22 protein-coding genes are annotated in these 20,829 nt (G+C 59.5%); 15 read left to right on the top strand and 7 right to left on the bottom strand.

The annotated features are described in order from the left end of the window. Position 1: 1 nt before the first annotated feature. Entirely contained in the window at positions 2–1,522 is a 1,521-nt protein-coding gene (locus tag OOZ52_RS05900) for a replicative DNA helicase (protein ID WP_274697574.1), read from the bottom strand. Positions 1,523–1,672: 150 nt separating this feature from the next. Here OOZ52_RS05900 and OOZ52_RS05895 point away from each other — a divergent pair, with 150 nt between their 5' ends. Both OOZ52_RS05895 and OOZ52_RS05890 read left to right on the top strand, forming a co-directional pair. Continuing rightward, positions 1,673–2,164, top strand: a complete 492-nt coding sequence (locus tag OOZ52_RS05895) for a UPF0262 family protein (protein WP_274697573.1) — start codon at positions 1,673–1,675, stop codon at positions 2,162–2,164. 48 nt (positions 2,165–2,212) lie between these two features. After that, entirely contained in the window at positions 2,213–2,911 is a 699-nt protein-coding gene (locus OOZ52_RS05890) for a glycoside hydrolase family 25 protein (RefSeq protein ID WP_274697572.1), read from the top strand. Positions 2,912–2,917: 6 nt separating this feature from the next. Here OOZ52_RS05890 and OOZ52_RS05885 read toward each other — a convergent pair whose 3' ends face one another. After that, positions 2,918–4,057 carry a M14 family metallopeptidase gene (locus OOZ52_RS05885; RefSeq protein ID WP_274697571.1) on the bottom strand — a complete coding sequence of 380 codons (1,140 nt, stop codon included), beginning with the start codon at positions 4,055–4,057 and terminating at the stop codon, positions 2,918–2,920. A gap of 10 nt (positions 4,058–4,067) precedes the next feature. Further along, complete coding sequence (locus tag OOZ52_RS05880) at positions 4,068–4,667, bottom strand: hypothetical protein (protein WP_274697570.1); 600 nt, start codon at positions 4,665–4,667, stop codon at positions 4,068–4,070. Positions 4,668–4,757: 90 nt separating this feature from the next. Here OOZ52_RS05880 and galE point away from each other — a divergent pair, with 90 nt between their 5' ends. From galE to OOZ52_RS05865, 3 genes are all read left to right on the top strand, one after another. Continuing rightward, a complete protein-coding gene (galE, locus tag OOZ52_RS05875) occupies positions 4,758–5,768 on the top strand; it encodes a UDP-glucose 4-epimerase GalE (RefSeq protein ID WP_274697569.1) in 1,011 nt (336 codons plus the stop codon). Positions 5,769–5,856: 88 nt separating this feature from the next. Further along, positions 5,857–5,982, top strand: a complete 126-nt coding sequence (ykgO, locus tag OOZ52_RS05870; protein ID WP_007165381.1) for a type B 50S ribosomal protein L36 — start codon at positions 5,857–5,859, stop codon at positions 5,980–5,982. 72 nt (positions 5,983–6,054) lie between these two features. Next, entirely contained in the window at positions 6,055–6,675 is a 621-nt protein-coding gene (locus tag OOZ52_RS05865) for an HAD family hydrolase (RefSeq protein ID WP_274697568.1), read from the top strand. A gap of 87 nt (positions 6,676–6,762) precedes the next feature. On the opposite strand, the gene OOZ52_RS05860 is transcribed toward OOZ52_RS05865, so the two are convergent. Beyond that, positions 6,763–7,077: a CC_3452 family protein gene (locus OOZ52_RS05860; protein WP_274697567.1), complete on the bottom strand. Its 315-nt coding sequence runs from the start codon at positions 7,075–7,077 to the stop codon at positions 6,763–6,765. Between the two features lie 157 nt (positions 7,078–7,234). Here OOZ52_RS05860 and OOZ52_RS05855 point away from each other — a divergent pair, with 157 nt between their 5' ends. Continuing rightward, entirely contained in the window at positions 7,235–7,732 is a 498-nt protein-coding gene (locus OOZ52_RS05855) for a winged helix-turn-helix transcriptional regulator (RefSeq protein ID WP_274697566.1), read from the top strand. On the opposite strand, the gene OOZ52_RS05850 is transcribed toward OOZ52_RS05855, so the two are convergent. Further along, on the bottom strand, positions 7,729–9,225 hold the full coding sequence (locus OOZ52_RS05850) for a YifB family Mg chelatase-like AAA ATPase (RefSeq protein WP_274697565.1): 1,497 nt from the start codon (positions 9,223–9,225) through the stop codon (positions 7,729–7,731). The genes OOZ52_RS05855 and OOZ52_RS05850 overlap by 4 nt on opposite strands. A 127-nt stretch (positions 9,226–9,352) precedes the next feature. Between OOZ52_RS05850 and OOZ52_RS05845 the strand changes: the two genes are divergently transcribed. From OOZ52_RS05845 to yihA, 6 genes are all read left to right on the top strand, one after another. Beyond that, positions 9,353–10,150: an alpha/beta hydrolase gene (locus OOZ52_RS05845; protein ID WP_274697564.1), complete on the top strand. Its 798-nt coding sequence runs from the start codon at positions 9,353–9,355 to the stop codon at positions 10,148–10,150. A gap of 82 nt (positions 10,151–10,232) precedes the next feature. Next, positions 10,233–10,367, top strand: a complete 135-nt coding sequence (gene rpmH / locus OOZ52_RS05840) for a 50S ribosomal protein L34 (protein WP_120048289.1) — start codon at positions 10,233–10,235, stop codon at positions 10,365–10,367. A gap of 264 nt (positions 10,368–10,631) precedes the next feature. Next, positions 10,632–11,003, top strand: coding sequence for a ribonuclease P protein component (gene rnpA / locus OOZ52_RS05835; protein WP_274697563.1), 372 nt, complete (start codon positions 10,632–10,634; stop codon positions 11,001–11,003). After that, positions 11,000–11,257, top strand: a complete 258-nt coding sequence (gene yidD, locus OOZ52_RS05830) for a membrane protein insertion efficiency factor YidD (protein ID WP_274697562.1) — start codon at positions 11,000–11,002, stop codon at positions 11,255–11,257. Before rnpA ends, yidD begins: the two co-directional genes overlap by 4 nt. A gap of 6 nt (positions 11,258–11,263) precedes the next feature. Then, positions 11,264–13,018, top strand: coding sequence for a membrane protein insertase YidC (yidC, locus tag OOZ52_RS05825; protein WP_274697561.1), 1,755 nt, complete (start codon positions 11,264–11,266; stop codon positions 13,016–13,018). 31 nt (positions 13,019–13,049) lie between these two features. Then, positions 13,050–13,691 (top strand): ribosome biogenesis GTP-binding protein YihA/YsxC, encoded by a 642-nt coding sequence (gene yihA, locus OOZ52_RS05820; RefSeq protein ID WP_274697560.1) that lies wholly within the window; start codon positions 13,050–13,052, stop codon positions 13,689–13,691. A gap of 369 nt (positions 13,692–14,060) precedes the next feature. On the opposite strand, the gene OOZ52_RS05815 is transcribed toward yihA, so the two are convergent. After that, complete coding sequence (locus OOZ52_RS05815; RefSeq protein ID WP_274697559.1) at positions 14,061–16,271, bottom strand: EAL domain-containing protein; 2,211 nt, start codon at positions 16,269–16,271, stop codon at positions 14,061–14,063. A gap of 316 nt (positions 16,272–16,587) precedes the next feature. On the opposite strand from OOZ52_RS05815, the gene OOZ52_RS05810 reads away from it, so the two are divergent. From OOZ52_RS05810 to OOZ52_RS05800, 3 genes are read left to right on the top strand one after another with little or no spacing between them, the layout of a single operon-like run. After that, positions 16,588–17,265: a glutathione S-transferase family protein gene (locus OOZ52_RS05810; protein ID WP_274697558.1), complete on the top strand. Its 678-nt coding sequence runs from the start codon at positions 16,588–16,590 to the stop codon at positions 17,263–17,265. Further along, a complete protein-coding gene (gene dapE / locus OOZ52_RS05805) occupies positions 17,262–18,404 on the top strand; it encodes a succinyl-diaminopimelate desuccinylase (protein ID WP_274697557.1) in 1,143 nt (380 codons plus the stop codon). The genes OOZ52_RS05810 and dapE overlap by 4 nt, the downstream gene beginning before the upstream one ends. A gap of 22 nt (positions 18,405–18,426) precedes the next feature. Next, positions 18,427–19,674 (top strand): dicarboxylate/amino acid:cation symporter, encoded by a 1,248-nt coding sequence (locus OOZ52_RS05800; protein ID WP_274697556.1) that lies wholly within the window; start codon positions 18,427–18,429, stop codon positions 19,672–19,674. Between the two features lie 3 nt (positions 19,675–19,677). Here the strand turns inward: OOZ52_RS05800 and OOZ52_RS05795 are convergent, their stop codons facing one another. Then, positions 19,678–20,817: a GGDEF domain-containing protein gene (locus tag OOZ52_RS05795; protein ID WP_274697555.1), complete on the bottom strand. Its 1,140-nt coding sequence runs from the start codon at positions 20,815–20,817 to the stop codon at positions 19,678–19,680. Positions 20,818–20,829 lie beyond the last annotated feature (12 nt).

The raw sequence follows: 20,829 nt of genomic DNA, 5'->3' as shown, positions 1-20,829 counted from the left end.
CCTACTCGAACCCGTAGTCCGAATAGTCCTTCAGATTGGGCGAGGTGAACTTGGTGAACTCGCTCTGGAAATGCAGCGGGACATTGCCGGTGGAGCCGTGGCGCTGCTTGGCGACGATCAGCGTCGCGCGGTTCTTCAGCTCGAGGAAGCGGTCTTCCCAGACGCGGTACTTCTCCTGATCGGCCTCGGACGATGTTTCGCTGGGCATGTCGGGGCGCAGCGCCTCGTGGTAGTATTCTGCGCGGAAGATGAACCACACCATGTCGGCGTCCTGCTCGATAGAGCCCGATTCGCGCAGGTCGGAGAGCATCGGGCGTTTGTCTTCGCGTTGCTCCACCGCACGGCTTAGCTGCGAGAGCGCGATCACTGGAACCTGCAGTTCCTTGGCGAGCGTCTTCAGGCCACGGCTGATTTCCGAGATTTCGTTCACGCGATTGTCGCTCGCGCGGCCCGATCCCTGCAGCAGTTGCAGGTAGTCGACCACGATCAGGCCGATATCGTGCCGCCGTTTTAGGCGCCGTGCGCGGGTGCGCAGCGCGGAAATGGTGAGCGCGGGCGTATCGTCGATATAGAGTGGCAGCTCGGAGAGCTTTTGCGCGGCGTAGGAGAGTTTCTGGAACTCGTCACGGTTGAGCTTGCCCGAACGCAGCGCTTCGGAGGAAACCTCTGCCTGCTCGGCGAGAATTCGCGTCGCGAGCTGATCGGCGCTCATTTCCAGGCTGAAGAAGGCCGCCGGTGCGCCGTAATTGTGCGGGCCGCCATCGCGCTCCCACTTCAGATGTTCTTCCGCGCAGTTGAAGGCGATGTTCATGGCGAGCGAGCTCTTGCCCATGCCCGGACGTCCGGCGAGGATGATCAAGTCGGAATTGTGCAGGCCGGCGGTCTTGTTGTCGATCAGTTCCAGACCCGTCGTCTTGCCCGACAGACCTCCGCCCGAATTCATCGCCGCTTCGACCATGCGGATGGCTTCCATCGACGCACTACGGAAGCTGGTGCCGCCCTTGTCGGTGGTCGCGCCTTCAGCGACCGAGAACAGCCGCGCCTCGGCATTTTCGATCTGCTTCGATGGCGCGACATCTTCTGACGTATCGAGCGCGCCTTCGACCAGTTCGCGGCCCACGCCGACCAGTTCGCGTAGTAGCGCGAGGTCATAAATCTGTTGTGCTAGTTCACGCGGAGCGAGCAGGCCCTGACCATCCGCGGTCAGCTGCGCGAGATAGGCGGTGCCGCCCAGTTCCTTGAGCCCCTCATCCTTCTCGAAATAGGGCTTCAGCGTCACCGGAGTGACGACCATCTGTTTTTCCACGCCTACCAATACGCGGTCGAAAATGCGCTGGTGCACGGGCGCGTAGAAATGCTGCGGTTGCAGCTCCACCGGCAGCTCTTCCAGCACGCCATTGTCGATCAGCACTGCGCCGATAAATGCGGCCTCCGCCTCCAAGTTGGCGGGCATGGCATTGGTCTTGGGCGCATCATCGCCCGGCTTGGCGTCCTGGCGGATAAGGAGATCTTCGTCTGACATTGTGGCCCCTACATGCGGGTGCCCGGCCATGCTGGCAAGCGGCGAAGCGTGGCAATTTCATCGCGGAGCCTGTGGAAAGCGGGGACTATTGCCACGGCCCCCCGTTTCGCAATTGCAATATGGCACGGGGCTGGCCAAGAAAGTGGGGCAATGTCCTACAGCGAAGATGACCGGATTGATCGAATCACGCTTGATGAAGCGACCGTCATCGCGCGTAATGAGGACATCGAGAAGGAACGCGAAGTGGCACTGCGCGATCTGGTGGAGGACAACCTCTTTCGTCCCTTACGTGCTATAGACGCAGGCCATGAAGGCCCGTGGCTGGTGCACCTTGCGATCATCGATGGAATGCTCGCGCTGCACCTGACCGACCGTGCGGGCAATGCTGCGGGAACGATCGGCCTTGGTCTTTCGCGTATGCGCCGCGTGGTTCGTGATTACTTCGCTATTTGCGACAGCTACTACAAGGCACTTCGCCGTGCTTCCGCGCAGGAGATTGAAACGATCGACATGGCACGCCGGGCGATCCATGATCGCGCCACGCGCCAGCTGCAGGATGCACTCGAAAACAAGGTAGAGACCGATTTTGAAACCGCGCGGCGGCTCTTTACACTAATTTGCGTGCTGCATATCCGGGCCTGATGTTAGGGCAGCGCAAGCACAAAAGAGGGATGCGGGCAGGGTTGCCTCATGGGTAAGAAGAAAAAATCTGTCCTGCGTTTCTGGATCGAAGCGTTGCTGTTCCTCGCGCTGGTCGCGGTGGGCGTGGCTATCTGGTGGCAAACCAAGAACTGGGCGCCGGCCCGCGCGGACTATCCGGTGCAAGGTGTGGTGATGGGCGAGGGCGAAGGTCCGGTCGATGTTTCTGCCCTGCGCACCGCCCGCGCCGATTTCGTCTATCTTGAAGCGAGCAGCGGTGCGGACGGGCGCGATGCGATCTTTGGTCGCAATCTGGCGGCGCTGGGTGAAACCGATATTCCGCACGGCGCGGTGCATGCTTATGACCCGTGCATTCCGGCGGAAGAGCAGGCTGCCAATTTCGTCACCATCGTGCCGCGCGATTCATCCCTGATGCCGCCTGTTATCAGTCTTTCCAAACCCGCCAGCGAATGCGGTGATCCGGTGCTGGAAGCGGCATTGGAAAGCGAGCTGACGACGTTCATCAATCAGGTCGAAGGCCATGCAGGCCAGCCTGTCGTGCTCAAGATCACCGAAGCGTTCGAGCGGCAATATGGAATCGCCACCCGGATTGAGCGCAATCTGTGGCTGGAGAAAGATTGGCTTGAGCCGGACTACGCCGGGCGACCGTGGACGCTATGGACAGCCAACACCAGACTCACCAACCCCGCCAATGGAGAGCCGATGCGCTGGGTGGTGGTGCAGAACTAGAGCGGGTCAGGCGTCGCGACCGTCCAGCCATTCGACCAGTGCGCCAAGGCAATCGCGCGCGAGCAGCTTGCAGCGCTCGGTGCTCCAGCCCTGTTCGGGATCGGGCCAGTCGTCGTTATCCTTGTACGGCATTTCCAGCGTCATCGCTGTTGCCTTGAAGCGTTCGGCAACCTGATTGGTACTGACGCTCATGGTGGCGGTGCCGGGGGCTGACTTGGGGTAGCCTTTGACAGTCTGGAAATCGGGGCAACGGCGATCAAGCAAGCGCTCGTAACGGTAGAACTGCTCGCCGTGTTCATCGGTCCAGCTCGGGATACCTTCGTAGGCCGCAAGGAACACTGCAGGGATTGCTTCATCACCGTGCACGTCCATTGCGAAATCGACGCCACTTTCATCCATCGCGTTGCGGATGGCGAGCACTTCCGGTGAACGTTCGGGGGTCGGGTTGTCCCATTCGCGGTTCAGGTTCACACCTTCGGCATTGGTACGAAGGTGGCCACGCGCGCTCCCATCAGGATTGCAGTTGGGAACTACATGCAGGCTGCATTTGGCACGCAGCGCTCGCCCGATAACGTCATTCGGATCGGTGAGCACTTCAAGCGCCCCTTCCATCCACCATTCAGCCTGCGTTTCACCGGGATGCTGGCGACCATAGATCCACACCTGTGTTTCGCCTTCACCCATTTCGAGGCAATCGATCGGGCGGCCGTCAAACGTCTGGCCAAGGCGGCGATAGGATACGCCTTCTGCTCCGGCAGCTTCGGCTACCAGATCGTGATGTCGCTCCATCGAATAGGGCGGGAAATAGGCGAACCAGACCATGTCCGATCCGGGGGCGTAACGCACCGTCATCTCACCCTTGTCGGCATCATATTCGGTGTCGGCGCGGCCCCAGTAGTCGCGATCTTCGGTGAAGCACGCGCGGTAGCCGGGCCATCCTTCCGGATAGGCCGTTTCCTTCATTCCTTCGAATACCAGCGTCAGTTCGCGCCCGCCCGCACCGGACACGCGAAAGTGGAACCACTGGGCAAATTCGCTCTTGCGGTCTTTCTTGATGCGCAGGCGCGCAGTGGCACCGTCAATGGAAACAACTTCGATGGCACCGCTGTCGAAAGCGGCATCGATGGCAATGTCTGTCTGGCTCATGAAGTCCCGTTTATTCTATCTCTATTGTTTCGCCGGAGTTACCCGGGAAACCGGCAAATAGCGCATCCGCCATGCGAGCGGCGGCCGCAGCGTCCGCTGCATAGTCACTATTTGTCGTTGCTACCATAGTGGCGCGTCCTTCCCACAGATTTGTGGTCAATTCGTTACTTTGTAGCGCAACAAAGATCTCCCGCTCGATTCGCTCGGGGGGCGGGCCGGAGAGACTGCCGAGGTTGATGCCGACGCCGACACCAACGCCCGAACCATAACGGCCGGTCGACCCTCCAGCACCCACGCTCACCGGCCCACGGCGGCTTTCCGCAGCCAGAACCCCGCTTTCGATTGCGATCATTGCGGTCTGCGCCCCACCTTCGTCGACGACACTGTAGCCAAGCGCTTGCAGTTCCTGCCGCACGGCATCGGCATAGACTGCGAATTCGAGTGAGTCGGCATCAAGCCCCGGTGCGGCCATGATCTGGACGGTGCCCTGGCCGAGAACGGCAGGCGTTTCGCTAACAAAGCGTGTTACCTGGACGGGTGAGACATAGGCAGGCGCGGCACAACCGGCGGTCAGCGCACATGCGGCGAGGAGGAGGGCTGGTTTTTTCATGGCAGTATTATGCACCAAGCCGCTCAAAGAGCCTAATCTTTGCCAATTGTGACATTGTTCGGAAACCCTTTCATGCTAGGCGCGCAGGCCATGAGCACTGAGAAACCTCCCGTCCTCGTCACCGGCGGCGCCGGATATATCGGCAGCCACGCTGTCCTCGCTCTGCTGGACGGCGGCTGGCCTGTGGCCGTGATCGACAACCTTTCAACCGGTTTCAAGTTCGCCATTCCCGATGGGGTGCCCCTTTATGAAGGCGATATCGAGGATGCAGACCTGCTCGCGCGGATCTTCGCCGAACAGGGAACGCAAGCGGTTATGCATTTTGCCGGTTCGATCATCGTGCCCGAAAGCGTTGAGGATCCGCTCAAGTACTATCACAACAACACGGTGAAGAGCCGTGCACTGGTTGAAGCAGTGGTGAAAGCGGGCGTGCCGCATTTCATCTTCTCAAGCACGGCGGCGACCTACGGCATTCCCGAAGAATCGCCCGTGCGCGAAGATACGCCCAAGGCACCGATCAACCCATATGGCTGGTCCAAGCTGATGACCGAGCAGATGCTGTCGGACGTCGCGGCGGCGCATGACATGAACTACTGCGCGCTGCGCTACTTTAACGTTGCAGGTGCCGATCCGCAGGCACGCAGCGGCCAATCGACTGCTGGCGCAACGCACCTGATCAAGGTGGCCGTCGAGGCCGCACTTGGTCAGCGAGAGAGCGTGTCCGTGTTCGGCACCGACTACGATACGCCCGATGGCACCGGCGTGCGCGACTATATCCACGTCAGCGATTTGGCCGCAGCACACGTGCTGGCGCTGGAAGAACTGATCGCCAATCCCGATACTTCGATGACGATGAACTGCGGCTATGGTCGCGGCTTCTCGGTGCTTGAGGTGCTAGACGCAGTGGACCGGGTGACCAACATGCAGATCAATCGCGTGATGGCCCCGCGCCGTGCCGGCGATCCCGATTCGCTGATTTCGGACCCATCGCGGATCAAAGCGACCCTGCCGTGGAAGCCAAAAAACGCGGATCTGGAGCAAATCGTGACCCATGCACTCGCCTGGGAGCAAAAACTGGCCGAAATTCGCGGTAATAGTTGACTTAAACGGCACTGCCCCTTATCGGCGCGCCTAGATTTTCCGGCATCGGGGCTTATCTCCGGTGCCGTAATATTTTCGGGAAAAGACCATGAAGATCCGTAACAGCCTCAAGTCGCTGAAGAACCGTCACCGTGACTGCCGCGTGATTCGTCGCCGTGGCCGCACCTATGTGATCAACAAGACCAACCGTCGCTTCAAAGCCCGCCAGGGCTAACCGGCGCCGTGCCGCTGCACTTGCGCGGCAACGGTCTTTTGCAAAGCCTCCGCCAGCGCGGGGGCTTTTTGCATGTCTGAAGCCCCGAAAGTTACCGCCGTTGTCTTCGATGTAGGCCGCGTGCTGATCCAGTGGGATCTGCGCACGCTGTTCGGCAAGCTGATTTCCGACCCCGAAGAGCTCGAATGGTTCGTCACCCACGTGGTGAGCGAGCAGTGGCACCACCAGCATGACGAAGGTCGCCCTCTCGCTGACATGGTGCCAGAGCGGATCGCCGAATTCCCTGACTACGCTGATCATATTCGTGCCTATGCGACGCGGTTTAACGAGACGGTGCCCGGGCCGGTTGTTGGCACACACGACATTGTCAGACGTCTTCATGCTGCCGGCGTTCCTATCTTCGGTCTGACGAATTTCGGGCACGAGTTCTGGGGCATGTTCCGGCCTACCGAACCGATCTTTGATCTTTTCACGGACATCGTTGTGTCCGGCACCGAGAAAGTCGCAAAGCCGGACCCGGAAATCTATGCGATTGCCGAGAAGCGCTTCGGCATTCCGCCTGAGCGGCTGATCTTTATCGATGACAAGGCAGAGAACATCGCTGCTGCGACCGTGCGCGGCTGGCAGGGACATGTCTTCACCAGTGCGGAAATCCTCGAAGCCGACCTGATCGCGCACGGCTTCCTCGTCTGACCTCACAAAAAGGCCCCGGCACCAAGCGGTGCCGGGGCAATGATGTGCCACCCGAGATGGAGAGGGGGTGGCAGGGTCGAGAATTGGTTAGCCGTTGCAGCGCTCGAGCAGCGATGCCGAAACGGGCTCTCCGCGCACTTCAAAGCTGGCGATCTGGCCGACTTCGCGGCGGAGATCTGTGCAGACACGCAGCGGACGGTCGCCACTGCGCGGGCCGGTGCAGGTTTCGCCTTCGCAACGGAACACAACGCCGCCGGCAATAGCGGTTGCTTCGTCAGTCGGTTCGACGAGCTGTGCGCTAAAGTAGTGACCGTCATAGCTGGTGGCTTGCAGCGCGGTTGGTGCAGCAAGGCCTGCAAGCGGGAGGAGGGCGGCGAGGGTCATGGAAGCAATACGGGACATTTGGGGGGCTCCTTTTTCACAAGGCCATAAGTTTCATTTGACAACCAGTTGTGATTTGCCACCTATAACGTTAAGTTTCGATTCGCAACCATATTTGCGAAATTTTTTGGCAATCCCGCAAATCCCTGTAGGAGAGAAGAGGGACAGAGATGATTGTATGGGCATAAGAGAACCACTGGGCGAACTCGGCTGCGGCCTTTCGCATGCGCTAGAAGTGATGGGCGAACGCTGGTCGTTCCTCATCCTGCGCGCCGCGTTCAACGGGTTGTATCACTTTGAAGAGTTCTCAGAGGAGCTGGGGATCGCCCGCAACATCCTCTCCAATCGTCTCGGAAAGCTCGTGGAAAACGGCGTACTCGAAAGGACGCCGTGTGAAACCGACCGTCGGAAAGTGGAATACCGCCTGACAGAAAAGGGACTGGGTCTGCTCCCGGCTATGCTCGCACTACGGCAGTGGGGCGAAACCTATTCGGACACCTGCAATCGCGATCTTGTCCTGGTTGATTGCCGCGACGGGCAACCGGTCAAGCAGATCGGCGTGCGCGCGCACGACGATCGCGAGCTGGGCTGGCATGAGCTAGGCTGGCAAATGCCGGACAAGATCGGCACGCCGGTTGATCGGCATTCACATGCCTATACTAAGGAAGATGCCTAGGCCCGAGGCGGTTGCCTTCGGTAGCTGAGCGCCTCTGCAACATGCACACGTCCCACTCCGTCTGATCCTGCCAAGTCGGCAATCGTGCGAGCGACGCGTAGCATGCGGGTGTAGCCTCGCGCAGACAGGCGCATCGCTTCGGCGGCCTGCATCAATAGCGTTCTTCCTGCTTCGTCCGGCCCCGCGAATTGCTCAAGTGCATCGCCTTCAAGCTCTGCATTGGAACGCACGCCGCGCGCGGTTTGCAGTTCGCGCGCTGCGGCCACGCGAGCGGCGACCTCGGCACTGCCTTCGGCAGGAGGGGGCAGGGCAAGATCGGCGGCGGAAACGGGGTCGACCTCCACGTGCATATCTATCCGGTCGAGCATCGGGCCGCTGACCTTGCTCTGGTAATCGGCGGCGCATTTGGGTGCACGTGAGCAGGCGAGGGCTGCATCACCCAGGTGCCCGCAGCGGCACGGGTTCATCGCCGCGATCAGCTGGACGCGGGCAGGATAGCTGACATGGGCATTGGCGCGCGCGACATCGACTTTGCCGGTTTCCAGCGGCTGGCGCAGTGAATCGAGTACGGCACGCTGGAACTCGGGAAGCTCGTCAAGGAACAGGACGCCAAGGTGCGCCATGCTGACTTCACCGGGCTTCACCTTCAATCCGCCGCCCGTCAGTGCCGCCATGCTCGCCGAATGGTGCGGCGCGCGGAACGGGCGCGTGCGACTGATGCGCCCGCCTTCAAGCGCGCCAGCAACCGAGGCGACCATGCTCGCTTCCAGTGCCTCGGCTGGCGTCATCGGTGGAAGGATACCCGGAAGGCACGAAGCGAGCAGCGATTTGCCCGCACCCGGGGGCCCGTTCATCAGCAGATTGTGCCCGCCCGCAGCGGCGATTTCGAGCGCGCGCTTGGCGCTCTCCTGACCCTTCACCTGCTTCAGATCTGGCCCCGGAGCCGCTTCTTCCACTTCGCCGGCTTCTGGTCCGGGCAGCTGCGAATTGCCGCGCAGGTGGTTGAGCAGGCTGGTAAGATCAGGTGCAGCGCACACGCGGATGTCGCTTGCCCAGCGCGCTTCGGGACCTTGCTCCTTCGGGCAAATGAGGCCCATTTCCTGCTCGCTCGCATGGAGCGCTGCCAGCAAAACACCAGGTGAGGCCGCAATGCGCCCGTCGAGCGCCAGTTCCCCAACCGCGACCCACTCGCTCATCGCCTCGGCATCGACCACGCCCATTGCAGAAAGCAGTGCCAGCGCGATCGGCAAATCGTAATGCGATCCCTCCTTGGGCAAGTCGGCTGGAGAGAGGTTCACAGTGATCCGCTTGGGCGGAAGCGAGAGGCCCATTGCGGACAGTGCCGCGCGCACCCGCTCCTTGCTCTCACCCACCGCCTTGTCAGCCAGCCCTACGATATTGAACTTGGGCATGCCCGGCGCGAGCGAACATTGCACCTCTACGCTACGTGCCTCCAGCCCCAGATAGGCAACTGTGCTGACCATCGAAACCAATATGGAAATCCCCCTTGTTTGAATGTGATAGCGTAATCGGGCGGAGTGTCGAGACCAGCTATAGTTAATTTGCGAGCAACCCCGTATATTCGGATTTGCGCAGTATCGGCTTGCCACTTAGGTGGCCATGACCCGCCGTTTACCTTTTCTGACCTCGCTTCTCGCCCCGCTGGCTGCGCTCTGCGCAGCACCGGTTGCGGCGCAGGACTATGTTGTGGTCGAGGAATGGGTGGAGGAAGTCCCGGCTTCACGCTTCGTCTCTCCTGAGCATGAAGCAGCCGAGACACAGGCGATCGCCGCTTACGGTCCGTTTCGTGTGCTTGATGCCAATACGGTGGCACTGGTGGACATCACAGACAGCCGCGCCCCGGCGCAGTTTTCAGCGATGCTGGCCGCACATCCCGGAATTGAAGTGCTCGAGTTTGTGGAAGCTCCTGGCACGCATGACGACCTGGCCAACTTCCGCGTCGCCCGCATGGTGCGCGAGAATGGCATTGCGACGCGCGTTCCCGAAGGCGGGTCGGTCCGTTCGGGCGCGGTCGAGCTCTTCCTTGCGGGTGTGACGCGCGAGATTGATGCCGATTCGACTTTCGCCGTTCACGGTTGGCTTGATGAATATGGCCGCGGCGCAGAGGACTATCCGATGCACGCGCCCGAGCATCGCCGTTACCTCGATTACTATGCCGAAATGGGCATGGGCGAAGAGCAAGCGCGCGCCTTCTACGCCATGACCAATTCGGTTCCGTTCGAACAGGCGCTCTGGATGAGCGGCGAGGAAATGCAGGCCTGGGTGAACGAATCGGGTATGATCGATACACCGGTTGAAACGTCTGAGGATGTGGCTAAGTCGCCTGCACCGGTTATCGAGGCGGAAGACGTATTTCCCCGCCTCGCATATGTTGACTTGAATCCCGTCCTTCAGTAAGCGCCCCACCATTGTTTGCGGTCGCCCCCAGATTCGTCAGGGCTTGGCGGCCCTTTTTGTTCAGATTTGAAGGTAATTCGCCATGAAGCGCACTTTCCAGCCGAGCAACCTTGTGCGCGCTCGTCGTCACGGTTTCTTCGCCCGCAAGGCTACCCCCGGTGGCCGTAAGGTCCTGCGTAACCGCCGTCGTCGCGGTCGCAAGAACCTCTGCGCCTGATTCTTAGGCCCTCAAGCGCCGGGCGCGAGCCGTTCGGCTCGCTTGGCTCGGCCTAACCGGCCGACGCGCAGTCGCGCTTGCGGGTCCCATTCGGGGCCCGTTTCTTTTGCCAGCTAGAAATCCTGTCGCGGAGCTCGCTCGGCGACTAGCCGAGGGCAAGGGCGACTGCTCGCCCGCAGCGGGCGCAGCTTGCCTGCGCATCTAGCGAGGACGAACCCGCGGAGGCGGGTTCGCAAAACAAACATCACCACCTACATAACACCCATGACCCCCAAGGTCCTCACCAAACGCGCGGACTTTCTCGCGGCGAATCGCGGGTTGCGTGTTGCGCGCCCGGGCTTCGTTCTGCTTGCGCGTCCGAACGGTGGTGAGGGTACGCGTTATGGCATCACCGTGACCAAGAAGATCGGCAACGCCGTGGTGCGCAACCGCATGAAGCGGCGTTTTCGCGACCTGCTGCGCGAAGCATTACCCGATTATGGCTTGCCCGATCACGATCATGTGTTGATCGGCCGCGAAGGCGGGATCGAGCGCGATTTCGGCCAGCTTCGGGAAGAGCTAGCCATTGCTCTCGAGCGTGCGCGCGAAGGCAAGGGTGACAAGCCCCGCCGTCCGCGCAGGGGCAACCGCAAATGAAGCGAGTTCTCATCCTGATCGCACGGGCCTGGCAACTGGGCCCCAGTCGTATTTTGCCCCCCACGTGCCGATACCAGCCGAGCTGTAGCGCCTATGCGATCGAGGCTCTCGAAACGCATGGCACAATCAGGGGTGGATGGATGGCCACGAAGCGGTTATTGCGCTGCAACCCTTGGGGGGGACATGGCCACGATCCGGTTCCGCCGGCCCGCAGCGCCGCCACGCTCCCTGAAACTGATAGTCGCGACGGATAATTCATCTTGGACAACCAGCGTAATCTGATTCTCGCCGTAGTGCTGAGCGCGGTCCTGCTTTTTGGCTGGGACTTTACTATGCGCACTTTCTATCCGGAAACGGACGCGCCGAGCGAAGTCGCCAGCAGTGCGGACACACCTGCCGCCAATGTGGCTGCTCCCGCTGTTGCCGGAGATGCCCCCGCCGAAGTCATCGACATCGACATCGCGCTGGCGAGCACAGATCGGATTGTCATCGACGCACCGGAAATCCACGGATCGATCAACCCGGTTGGTGCACGCGTCGACGATATCGACCTGAAGACTCACCGTGAAACGGTGGATGAAGACAGCGACAATGTCCGAATGTTCTCCCCGGCTGGAACCGATGCGCAGCATTTCGCGCAGTTCGGCTGGGTGGGCGAGGGCGTATCAGTGCCTGATGCCGATACCGTGTGGACCCTCGCCGATGGTGATCAGCTGACGCAGGAAACGCCGGTCACGCTTGGCTGGGACAATGGTAATGGGCAACAGTTCACGTTGCGGTACGAGATTGACGAGCACTATATGCTCACCGTCACGCAAGGCGTTACCAATAGTGGCGAGGGATCGGTGGCGCTGCGCCCCTATGCTTTCGTCAACCGCGACAGCGCGAATGCGAGCCCGAGCACCTTTACCGTCCATGCCGGTCCCATTGCTGCCAACGCTGACGGCGTGAATTTCGACTGGGACTATGAGGATGTTCTGGAAGAGGGGCCCGTCGAGATGGGCGGCGCGACCGACTGGATCGGCTTTACCGACATCTACTGGATGTCAGCGCTCATCACCGAAGAAGGCCAGAGCGCGGCCGGTACCTTCCGTTCTGCCGGGAATGGGACCTATCGTGCGGACCTGATTTACGAGCCGGTGAATGTCGGTGCGGGCCAGAGTGTCACGCGTACCACGCGCCTGTTCGCAGGTGCCAAGGAAAGCGCGGTTCTCTCGCAATACGAAGCGCAAGGTGTCGAGCGTTTCAACCTGGCTATCGATTGGGGCTGGTTCCGCTGGATCGCCTGGCCGATGTGGCAGGTGCTGATCTTCCTGTTCGGCCTGGTCGGCAATTTCGGCCTCGCGATCATCTGTCTAACCTTGGCGATCCGCCTGATCCTGTTCCCGGTGGCGCAGAAGCAGTTCACCAGCATGGCGCAGATGCGCGCGGTGCAGCCGAAGATGAAGGCGCTGCAGGAACGCTACAAGGACGACAAGCAGGAACTGCAGCAACAGATGGCCAAGCTCTATAAGGAAGAGAAGGTCAATCCGCTGGCTGGCTGTCTGCCGATCTTTATCCAGATCCCGATCTTCTTCGCGCTGTACAAGGTGCTGATGCTGGCCATCGAAATGCGGCACGAGCCGTTCTTTGGCTGGATCAAGGATCTGTCTGCGCCCGATCCGGCGACGATCCTGAACCTGTTCGGCTTGCTCGACTTCACGCCTCCCGGCTTCCTTGCCATCGGCGTGCTGGCGGTACTGCTCGGCTTCACCATGTGGCTGCAGTTCAAGCTGAACCCGGCCGCGATGGATCCGATGCAGCAGCAGATATTCATGATCATGCCGTGGGTGCTGATGTTCGTTATGGCACCATTCGCCGCCGGCCTGCTGATCTACTGGATCGCCAATAACGTGCTGACGCTCGCGCAGCAGAAATTCCTCTACTCGCGCAATCCGCAGCTCAAGGCTGCCATGCTGAAGGACAAGGAAGAAAAGGCACGCGCGGCGGAACGGGAGAAGGCCGAGAAGGCTTGAGGCCTGGCCTGACGCCTGAAGGACATGTGCGATGACCGATGAAGACAAGGCGCTGGCAGAAGAAGCGCGCCGCCTGTTCTCAGGCCGCGTGGACTTTCTGCTGTCTGCACCGCAGCTCAAATTCATTCCCGATCCGGATTTTCCGGAGGTCGCTTTTTGTGGGCGGTCCAACGTCGGCAAAAGCTCTCTCATCAACGCGCTTACCGGCCGCAAGGCGATTGCTCGCACATCGGTGACGCCGGGTCGCACGCAGGAATTGAACTTCTTTGAGGTGGGGGAGCCGACCCAGTTCCGGCTGGTGGACATGCCAGGTTATGGTTTCGCCAAGGCGCCCGTTAAGGTTGTCGAGAAGTGGCGCAATCTGGTGAAGACCTTCCTGCGCGGGCGGGTGCCGCTGAAGCGCACTATGGTTCTGGTCGACAGCCGCCACGGCCTGAAAGATTCAGACCGCGACATGATGCAAATGCTGGACGAGGCGGCTGTGGGCTACCGCGTCGTGCTGACCAAAGCGGACAAGATCAAGGCAAGTGAGCTTGAGCGGGTTACAGCCAAGGTTGCCGAGGAAGCGCGCAAGCACGCCGCCGCTTTCCCGCATATTCACGTGACCAGTTCCGAGAAGGGCATGGGGCTGGACGAACTACGCGCAGCTTTGCTGCGCGATGTGCGAATCTGATCAGGCTCAATATTCCAGACATAAAAAAGGGTGCTTTCGGCACCCTTTTGTTTTTGTGGTTTTCAGCCCCGGCACTCAACGAGTGCCGCGATGGAATAACCAGTCCCAGATACGCATTGTTCTCTCCATTTTGTGGAGAGGCAAGAAATCGTTAATCGCGTTTCGTTGTAAAGTGGTAACCCTGTTGCGGAATCGCGCTGTCCAAAAATGGCACAAAAAAGGGCGCCAGAGGCACCCTTTTCCGTTATTCGACTAATGTCTTCAGTCGCGTGAACCACGACCAAAAAGCCAGTCCCAAATGCTTCTACCCATTGCGACTCTCCTGTTACAACAGGATCACAATGCGTTAACCAAGCTCATTTGTAAAGTTTAAACCATATCCCTTAGGATATCGCTTCCACCATCTTGTTGAAATTGCGTGATTCTCTCGAAATCGACAGGGCGGGAAATACCGAATCCCTGGGCAACAAGGCACCCCGAATCGCGCAAAAGCGTTAACGTTCCGGCGTCTTCAACCCCTTCAGCAACAACGATGATTCGCAAGTCCTTACCCATCTGCAGGATGGAACGGACGATGCCAGCTGCCTTTGGATTGCTGGTCATTTGCGAGACAAAGGTCCGGTCAATCTTGAGTTCGGAGAATGGCAGACGGAGCAGCGCTTCGAGGCTGGCCGCACCCACGCCAAAATCGTCCATCGAGATCTTCGGGCCGAGCCTGTCGAGTTCTCCGAGGATGTCTGCCGCCCGGTCAATATTCGAAATACGATAGGTCTCCGTGATCTCCAGCGTCAGACGGCGCGGATCAAAACCGGTCTTGTCGAGCACTTCGGAAACCATCTGTACGATGCCACGCTCGTGCACGAGCGTGGCCGAGATATTGACAGCGATCGGTAGGCTCAATCCGCGATCTTCAAACGCATTGCCGGCCTTGCATGCCTCTTCGAGCACGAAACGGGTCAGGTGTGTCATTCGCCCGGCGGTCTCGCACTGGCGGATGAAGTTGTCTGGTGGGATATGACCTTTCACAGGGTCTTTCCAGCGGACCAGTGCCTCTACACCGATAATCTCGCCGGTCTGCACCATTACCTTGGGTTGGTAGGCAAGATAGATTTCGCCATTTTCAAGCGCGGCATCGATGCGGGCCTGGAGCGAGATGTTCCAGATCAGGTCCTCATCCGAAGCGGTATCGGCGATGATGATCGGATCGTAAGTCTCATTGGTTTTCTCTGCTACGTCCACAGCAGATGCGAGGCGTCGCGCAACATTGGGGCTGGGTGAAATATCGACGCCGAATGAAATGCCAACGTCCACTTGTTGATCGGCAACAAGCAACGGTGCGGAGAACAATGCGCGCAAGCCTTCAAGATGCTCTTGCAGCAAGGCCGGGTCTTTCTCCTTCATTGTCCAGGCAATCAGATGGCCTTGGCCAAGATAGATCGTCGCGTCTTGCGTGGCCGCTTTCAGGCGGCCCGTGATCCTCATGATGTACTCGGCATGCAGTTCCTTCGGTAGCGACCGGCGCACCTGCTCGAACCGATGGATCTTGGCGACAATGATGGCGGGCACGCTTTCGGCCACCTCTTTATCGGCTTCGAGAGCCGCGAAACTTGGAAGGTTTGTTTCCAGATCGACCAGCGCGAATGAGTCTTTCCATACCGAGCGGAGTCTGAAGATGGCAAAGATGGCGCAGAAGGCGACAGCGTCGAAAACGCCGACGCGCCAACCCAAGATACCTGCGGTCGCGGCGAAGCCAACAAGCGTAATCGCGGTAAAGGCATATGCTGTCCTGCGCATCTTCTTGTCCCGCAGTCGACCAGCGAGAATAACCAGCAGACCAAGCACGAACGCGGTCAGGCCACCATGCACAAATCGCGTGTGACCAGCCATCAGTGACTCTGCTGCGAAAACGGGAGCAAGAACCGGTGGCACGTCCCTGACACCGGGAATATGATAACCTTCCACACGTGAAAGGCCGATAACCACAGATGTGCCCTCGAAGCGGGAGAGATCGACGTTCGGCCTGCTGGCCTGTGAAAGTTCCATCGACGGAATGCTGTCGAGATCGAAGGAGTAATTTACCGGAAATATGTCGGCATTACCCCCATCAGTGTCTGCGATATGGGCTGCAATCGAGGGCATTTCCCCATCGGGCGTTTCGATGTCGTAGCTACTCTCCCAGATGTAGCCGAGGAAATTGGCACCGGGGTCTGCACCAACTTCCGGTACTCCGCTACGGATTACATCGATAGTCCGAACGCTTTCGGTTTCTCCGGTGACTGTTGGTCGCAAGCGATATGTTAGGAATGCCCTCCCACTCAAATCACGAAGTGCTGTGTTGAGAGCGCTGTCGGCCGCTTCAGTCGAGGGGTCGGTGAAGACCCCATCAATATATATCGCTCTTGCACCGGCTTGATCGAGGCTTTCGATAAGTTTTGCGAGTTCTTCGCGTCGCTCCGGAAAGTCTGGATCGGCAATGCTGCGTTCCGAGTAGATATAGGCGACTTCGCCTGACGCCGGTTCTTTGAAAGTCAGATTCTGCGTGACCCAGATCATCTGATCGACAGGCTGAAAAAATTGCATCAAGGCAAAAACGAGCGTGATCGCACCTGCCCAGAGAGCATGCCTAAGGCGTTCGAAACGCAGGGCTTTCGCCTTAACTGTCGGTTTGGTTCCGACCACTTATCACCTTCATCTATACCCGTATCGCGTGATGCGACCCTCTGCTCATCGCACAAGATGGTTAACAAAGCGGGAAGATCGTTTACATGTCTGAACGAAAGTATGGCCGTTGGCGCCATGCACACCGTGTTTCGTGCAGCCCCAAACCTGCCTTGTTCAGCATAGACAGCCAAACTCTTAACCGTTACGCCTCGCCACAACAGGGCAGAGGCACACTATGAAGCTGATCGTCGGCAACAAGAATTACTCGAGCTGGTCGCTGCGCGGCTGGCTCGCCATGAAGCAGAGCGGCCTGCATTTCGAGGAACTGACTGTCCCGCTTTACGGTGAGGACTGGGATGCGATGAAGGCGGAGCAGGGCGAATTCCAGCCTTCTGCCGGCAAGGTCCCGGTCCTGTGGGACGGCGATGTCGTGGTGTGGGATAGTCTCGCCATCCTGGACTATCTGGGAGACAAGGTCGGGCGTGACCGCTTCTGGCCCAAGGATGATGGTGCACGCGGTATGGCGCGCGCGATGGTGGCCGAAATGCACTCCTCGTACATGTCGCTGCGCCGCAATTGCCCGATGAATATCCGCGCTCAGGCCCGCGTGGAATTGGCCGAGGAAACCAAGGCCGATATCGTACGTATCCTCGGCCTGTGGGCAGAGGCGCGCGCACGCTTTGGCCAGGGTGGCCCGTTCCTGTTTGGCACTTTCAGTGCGGCCGATATTTTCTATGCCCCGATCGTCAGCCGATTTCTTACTTACGGGATCGGTGTGCCCGGCTTCGCGCAGGCCTATATGCAGGCCGTCTGGGAGCATGACTGGATGCAGCAATGGGTTGCCGCGGCTCAGGAAGAGGACTGGACGATTTCGCAATTCGAAGTGGGTGACAAGCAGGGCAAAGGCGCGTGAGCGCAGACCCTCTCGCCAACGCCCGGCATCTGATGGCATGTGAAAGCGTGACACCGGCGCGAGGGCCCGTGTTCGCGATGCTGGAAGAAATGCTGACGCCCATGGGTTTTGATGTCCACCGCTTCACCCGCGGTGACGGGCCGGAGGGTTCGGACGAGGAAGCGGTCGAGAATCTCTTCGCCATTCGTCGAGGCCCCCAAGGATCGAAGCATTTCGCTTTTGCCGGACATCTCGATGTGGTTCCTCCGGGCGAGGGCTGGTCGAGCGAAGCCTTCGCGCCTGAAGTGCGCGGCGACCTGCTCTACGGCCGCGGCGCGGTCGATATGAAGGGTGCAATCGCCTGCATGGTTTCCGCTGTGGCAGACATTCCGCAAGATGCCGGAACGATCAGTTTTATCATTACCGGTGATGAAGAAGGGCCCGCGCTCCACGGCACCCGCGCACTGATTGATCATATGCGCGAAGTGGGAGAGACTCCTGATCTGATCCTTGTGGGCGAGCCGACGAGCGTCAACCGGCTGGGCGATATGATGAAGATCGGGCGGCGCGGTTCGGTCAATGTGTGGATCGAAGTCGATGGCACGCAGGGCCATGTTGCCTATCCGCACCTTGCCGACAATCCGCTGCCCAAGCTGGTGGCTATCCTCGCGGAGCTTGATGCATTGGTGCTCGATGAAGGGACCGACTGGTTTCAGCCGAGCAACCTCGAGATCACCGAGATCAACGTGCCCAACAAGGCGCACAATGTCATTCCGGGCAAGGCCAGCGCGCGCATTTCAATCCGCTTCAACGATCAGCACTCGGGCGCAAGCCTGGCTGAGCAGGTCACCGCAGTTGCGGAGAAACATGGCGGGCAGGCCAAGCCGATTATCAGCGGCGAGCCGTTCCTGACGCCACCGGGCGAATTCTCAGACATGATTGCTGCTGCCGTGCACGCAGAGACGGGGGTGGACCCCGAACGCTCGACCACGGGCGGCACTTCGGACGCGCGATTCCTCAAGGATCTGGCGCCGGTCATCGAATTCGGTCTTGTCAATGCAACCATGCACAAGACCGACGAAGCTGTGGCCATTGCAGACCTGCATGCGCTAAGCCGTATTTATACAAGCGTGGCGAAGACCGCGTTGGGACAGGATTAAGCCGAAGAGAGGGCGCTCACCCATGTTCAAGACCTGGTTTGCAATTCCGCTGTGGCAGCGTGTGATTGGCGCGCTGATCCTTGGTGTGGCGCTTGGCCTGTTCTGGGGGCCTGAGGCTGAAAGCATCAAGTGGATCGGCGATTTCTTTATCAAGGCGATCAAGATGCTGGTCGTCCCGCTGATATTCTTCAGCCTTGTCGCCGGCGTCGCTGCGATCGGTGATCTGCGCAAGCTTGGTGCGGTGGGTGGCCGCGCGATTATCCTCTTCGTGGTGACCGGACAGATTGCGGTTTGGCTCGGCCTGGCGCTGGGTACGGGCGCGGTCAACCTTGGCCTTTTCCCGAGCAAGGAACAGCTCGGCACACCTGACGTCCCTACGCCACAGCCAAACGAGACCACCGCTGTCGACATGGTCCTGTCGATCGTGCCGGAAAGCCCGGTGCAAGTGATGGCCGACGTGGCGGTGCTGCCGCTTATCGTGTTCTCGCTGCTACTCGGCATCGGCATTCTGATGGCGAAGGAAGAGGGCGAGCCGGTCAAGAAGATCTTCGATAGCGGCGCGATCATCATGCAGAAAGTGACGATGATCGTCATGGAGCTGACCCCGTTCGGCGTCTTTGCGCTGATGGCCTGGGTGGCGGGTACACTGGGCGTCGATGCGTTGAAGGCTCTCAGCTGGCTCGTGATCCTCAATTACACCGGCTGTCTGCTGATCATCCTTGTCATGTATTCGTCGATGATCAAGTTCATCGCCAAACTCCCGCCAATTGATTACTTCCGCGGCATCGTGGACGCTATCGCGGTCAGCTATTCCACGGCCAGTTCCAATGCGACGCTGCCGGTGACGTTGCGTTGTGCCGAGCGCAATCTGGGCATCCCCAATTCGATTGCGGCCTTCGTGATTTCGCTGGGTGCGACCATAAATATGAATGGCACCGCCATGTATCTGGGGCTTGCCACGCTGTTCGGCGCCTCGATCTTCGGCGTTGATCTGAGCTGGGGCCAGTATTTCCTTATCTCGATCCTGGCGACGTTGGGCGCTATCGGTGCAGCGGGCATTCCGGGAGCGGGCCTGATCATGATGGCTCTGGTGTTCGGCGCGGTTGGAGTACCGCTTGAAACGATTGCCTTTGTGGCGGGTGTAGACCGGATCATGGACATGATGCGCACGACAACGAATGTCTCGGGCGATGCCGCCGTAGCAACTACCGTGGCAAGCATGTTGGACGAGATCGACCGCGAGGAAATGATCAGCGCGGATGACATCTGAGGCTTACGCCACGGCGCGAAGCACGTTCAGACCATTCTCGTTGATGGCGCCAACCACACGATTGCGCCCATTCTTCTTGGCGCAATAGACTGCCTGATCAGCCAGCCGGATTGCCGCGGCTAGGCTTTGTGACCTGGTGCGGCGATGAAATCCCACGCTGGCAGTCAGCGCGTATCCGGCCAGCACGCCGTCAAATTCGAGGCTCGCAATCGCGCTGCGCACGGTAAGTGCCAGCGCAGATGCACTATCGGCACTGCCTTGCCTGATCAGGATCACGAATTCTTCTCCGCCTGTTCGGCAGACAGTACCAATGCCCTTGAACATTAATGTCAGACGAGACCCCACTGCATGCAGAACATCATCGCCGGCATCGTGCCCAAACAGATCGTTGACCCGTTTGAAATGATCGAGATCGATCACCAGCACGGCACCGACGGGGTTCTTGCCGTTACTGTCATCCGTGATCCGGCGATCCAGCTTGCGGCGATTTCCGGTCTTGGTCAGCGGGTCGATCTCGACTTCTTTCGTACGGCCCATGAGCATGTCAAAGCCAATCGTCATCATCAGCACAATGCCCATAGTCATTCCCATCAGCGCGCTGGCAGAATGGAAGATAATGTTCAGCCCTTCATAGAAGGCGAGAGCCTCTTCCCGGGTTTCCCCTATGGGCCTGGCATAGATGACGATTGCACGCGCCAGATATGACATCGAGGCCCCGAACATCGCGAAGAAGACGAAGATGTCGACCTTCGATTGCGTCTTCTTGCGCCACAGGAACGGCAGGCCGGACGCGATAATCAGCATGCATGTGGCCTGCACATAGACACCGCGAAACCAGTTTTCGGGCTCCCACGGCATATCGGGCATCACGTAAATGCAGCTGAAACCGGCAAACGCAACGACCCATCTGGGCGCATTTCTGCCGTGGCGTGTCAGGAATGCCTGCACCATGATCAACAGCGGCAAGAAATGTGTTGCTACGGTAAACCAGGAAACCCAGGTGTCCCCGCCGGGTTCGCGATAGCCGTCCACCGAGATGGATGTGAATGCCACGAAGAAGCCCAGCGCAGCCCAGCGCGCGGTTACCAGACGCTTGTCGACCATAGCCATGATCGCGAGCGCCACGGTAAACAGCAAATACATTGCTGGGATCAG

Source organism: Aurantiacibacter sp. D1-12, assembly GCF_028858515.1.
Taxonomy (GTDB): Bacteria; Pseudomonadota; Alphaproteobacteria; order Sphingomonadales; family Sphingomonadaceae; genus Alteraurantiacibacter.
Note: the sequence above shows the minus strand (reverse complement) of the source record. Positions and strands in the feature narration are given on the sequence as shown.

What these genes read in the sequence shown, in the direction of transcription:
- OOZ52_RS05885 (WP_274697571.1), bottom strand. Translation starts at nt 4,057, where the DNA reads ATGAGCCAGACAGACATTGCCATCGATGCCGCTTTCGACAGCGGTGCC.
- OOZ52_RS05900 (WP_274697574.1), bottom strand. Translation starts at nt 1,522, where the DNA reads ATGTCAGACGAAGATCTCCTTATCCGCCAGGACGCCAAGCCGGGCGAT.
- OOZ52_RS05800 (WP_274697556.1), top strand. Translation starts at nt 18,427, where the DNA reads ATGTTCAAGACCTGGTTTGCAATTCCGCTGTGGCAGCGTGTGATTGGC.
- OOZ52_RS05845 (WP_274697564.1), top strand. Translation starts at nt 9,353, where the DNA reads ATGACCCGCCGTTTACCTTTTCTGACCTCGCTTCTCGCCCCGCTGGCT.
- OOZ52_RS05890 (WP_274697572.1), top strand. Translation starts at nt 2,213, where the DNA reads ATGGGTAAGAAGAAAAAATCTGTCCTGCGTTTCTGGATCGAAGCGTTG.
- rnpA (WP_274697563.1), top strand. Translation starts at nt 10,632, where the DNA reads ATGACCCCCAAGGTCCTCACCAAACGCGCGGACTTTCTCGCGGCGAAT.
- OOZ52_RS05895 (WP_274697573.1), top strand. Translation starts at nt 1,673, where the DNA reads ATGTCCTACAGCGAAGATGACCGGATTGATCGAATCACGCTTGATGAA.
- OOZ52_RS05795 (WP_274697555.1), bottom strand. Translation starts at nt 20,817, where the DNA reads ATGTATTTGCTGTTTACCGTGGCGCTCGCGATCATGGCTATGGTCGAC.
- OOZ52_RS05860 (WP_274697567.1), bottom strand. Translation starts at nt 7,077, where the DNA reads ATGTCCCGTATTGCTTCCATGACCCTCGCCGCCCTCCTCCCGCTTGCA.
- rpmH (WP_120048289.1), top strand. Translation starts at nt 10,233, where the DNA reads ATGAAGCGCACTTTCCAGCCGAGCAACCTTGTGCGCGCTCGTCGTCAC.
- galE (WP_274697569.1), top strand. Translation starts at nt 4,758, where the DNA reads ATGAGCACTGAGAAACCTCCCGTCCTCGTCACCGGCGGCGCCGGATAT.
- yidD (WP_274697562.1), top strand. Translation starts at nt 11,000, where the DNA reads ATGAAGCGAGTTCTCATCCTGATCGCACGGGCCTGGCAACTGGGCCCC.
- ykgO (WP_007165381.1), top strand. Translation starts at nt 5,857, where the DNA reads ATGAAGATCCGTAACAGCCTCAAGTCGCTGAAGAACCGTCACCGTGAC.
- OOZ52_RS05815 (WP_274697559.1), bottom strand. Translation starts at nt 16,271, where the DNA reads ATGCAATTTTTTCAGCCTGTCGATCAGATGATCTGGGTCACGCAGAAT.
- OOZ52_RS05880 (WP_274697570.1), bottom strand. Translation starts at nt 4,667, where the DNA reads ATGAAAAAACCAGCCCTCCTCCTCGCCGCATGTGCGCTGACCGCCGGT.
- yihA (WP_274697560.1), top strand. Translation starts at nt 13,050, where the DNA reads ATGACCGATGAAGACAAGGCGCTGGCAGAAGAAGCGCGCCGCCTGTTC.
- OOZ52_RS05865 (WP_274697568.1), top strand. Translation starts at nt 6,055, where the DNA reads ATGTCTGAAGCCCCGAAAGTTACCGCCGTTGTCTTCGATGTAGGCCGC.
- OOZ52_RS05855 (WP_274697566.1), top strand. Translation starts at nt 7,235, where the DNA reads ATGGGCATAAGAGAACCACTGGGCGAACTCGGCTGCGGCCTTTCGCAT.
- OOZ52_RS05810 (WP_274697558.1), top strand. Translation starts at nt 16,588, where the DNA reads ATGAAGCTGATCGTCGGCAACAAGAATTACTCGAGCTGGTCGCTGCGC.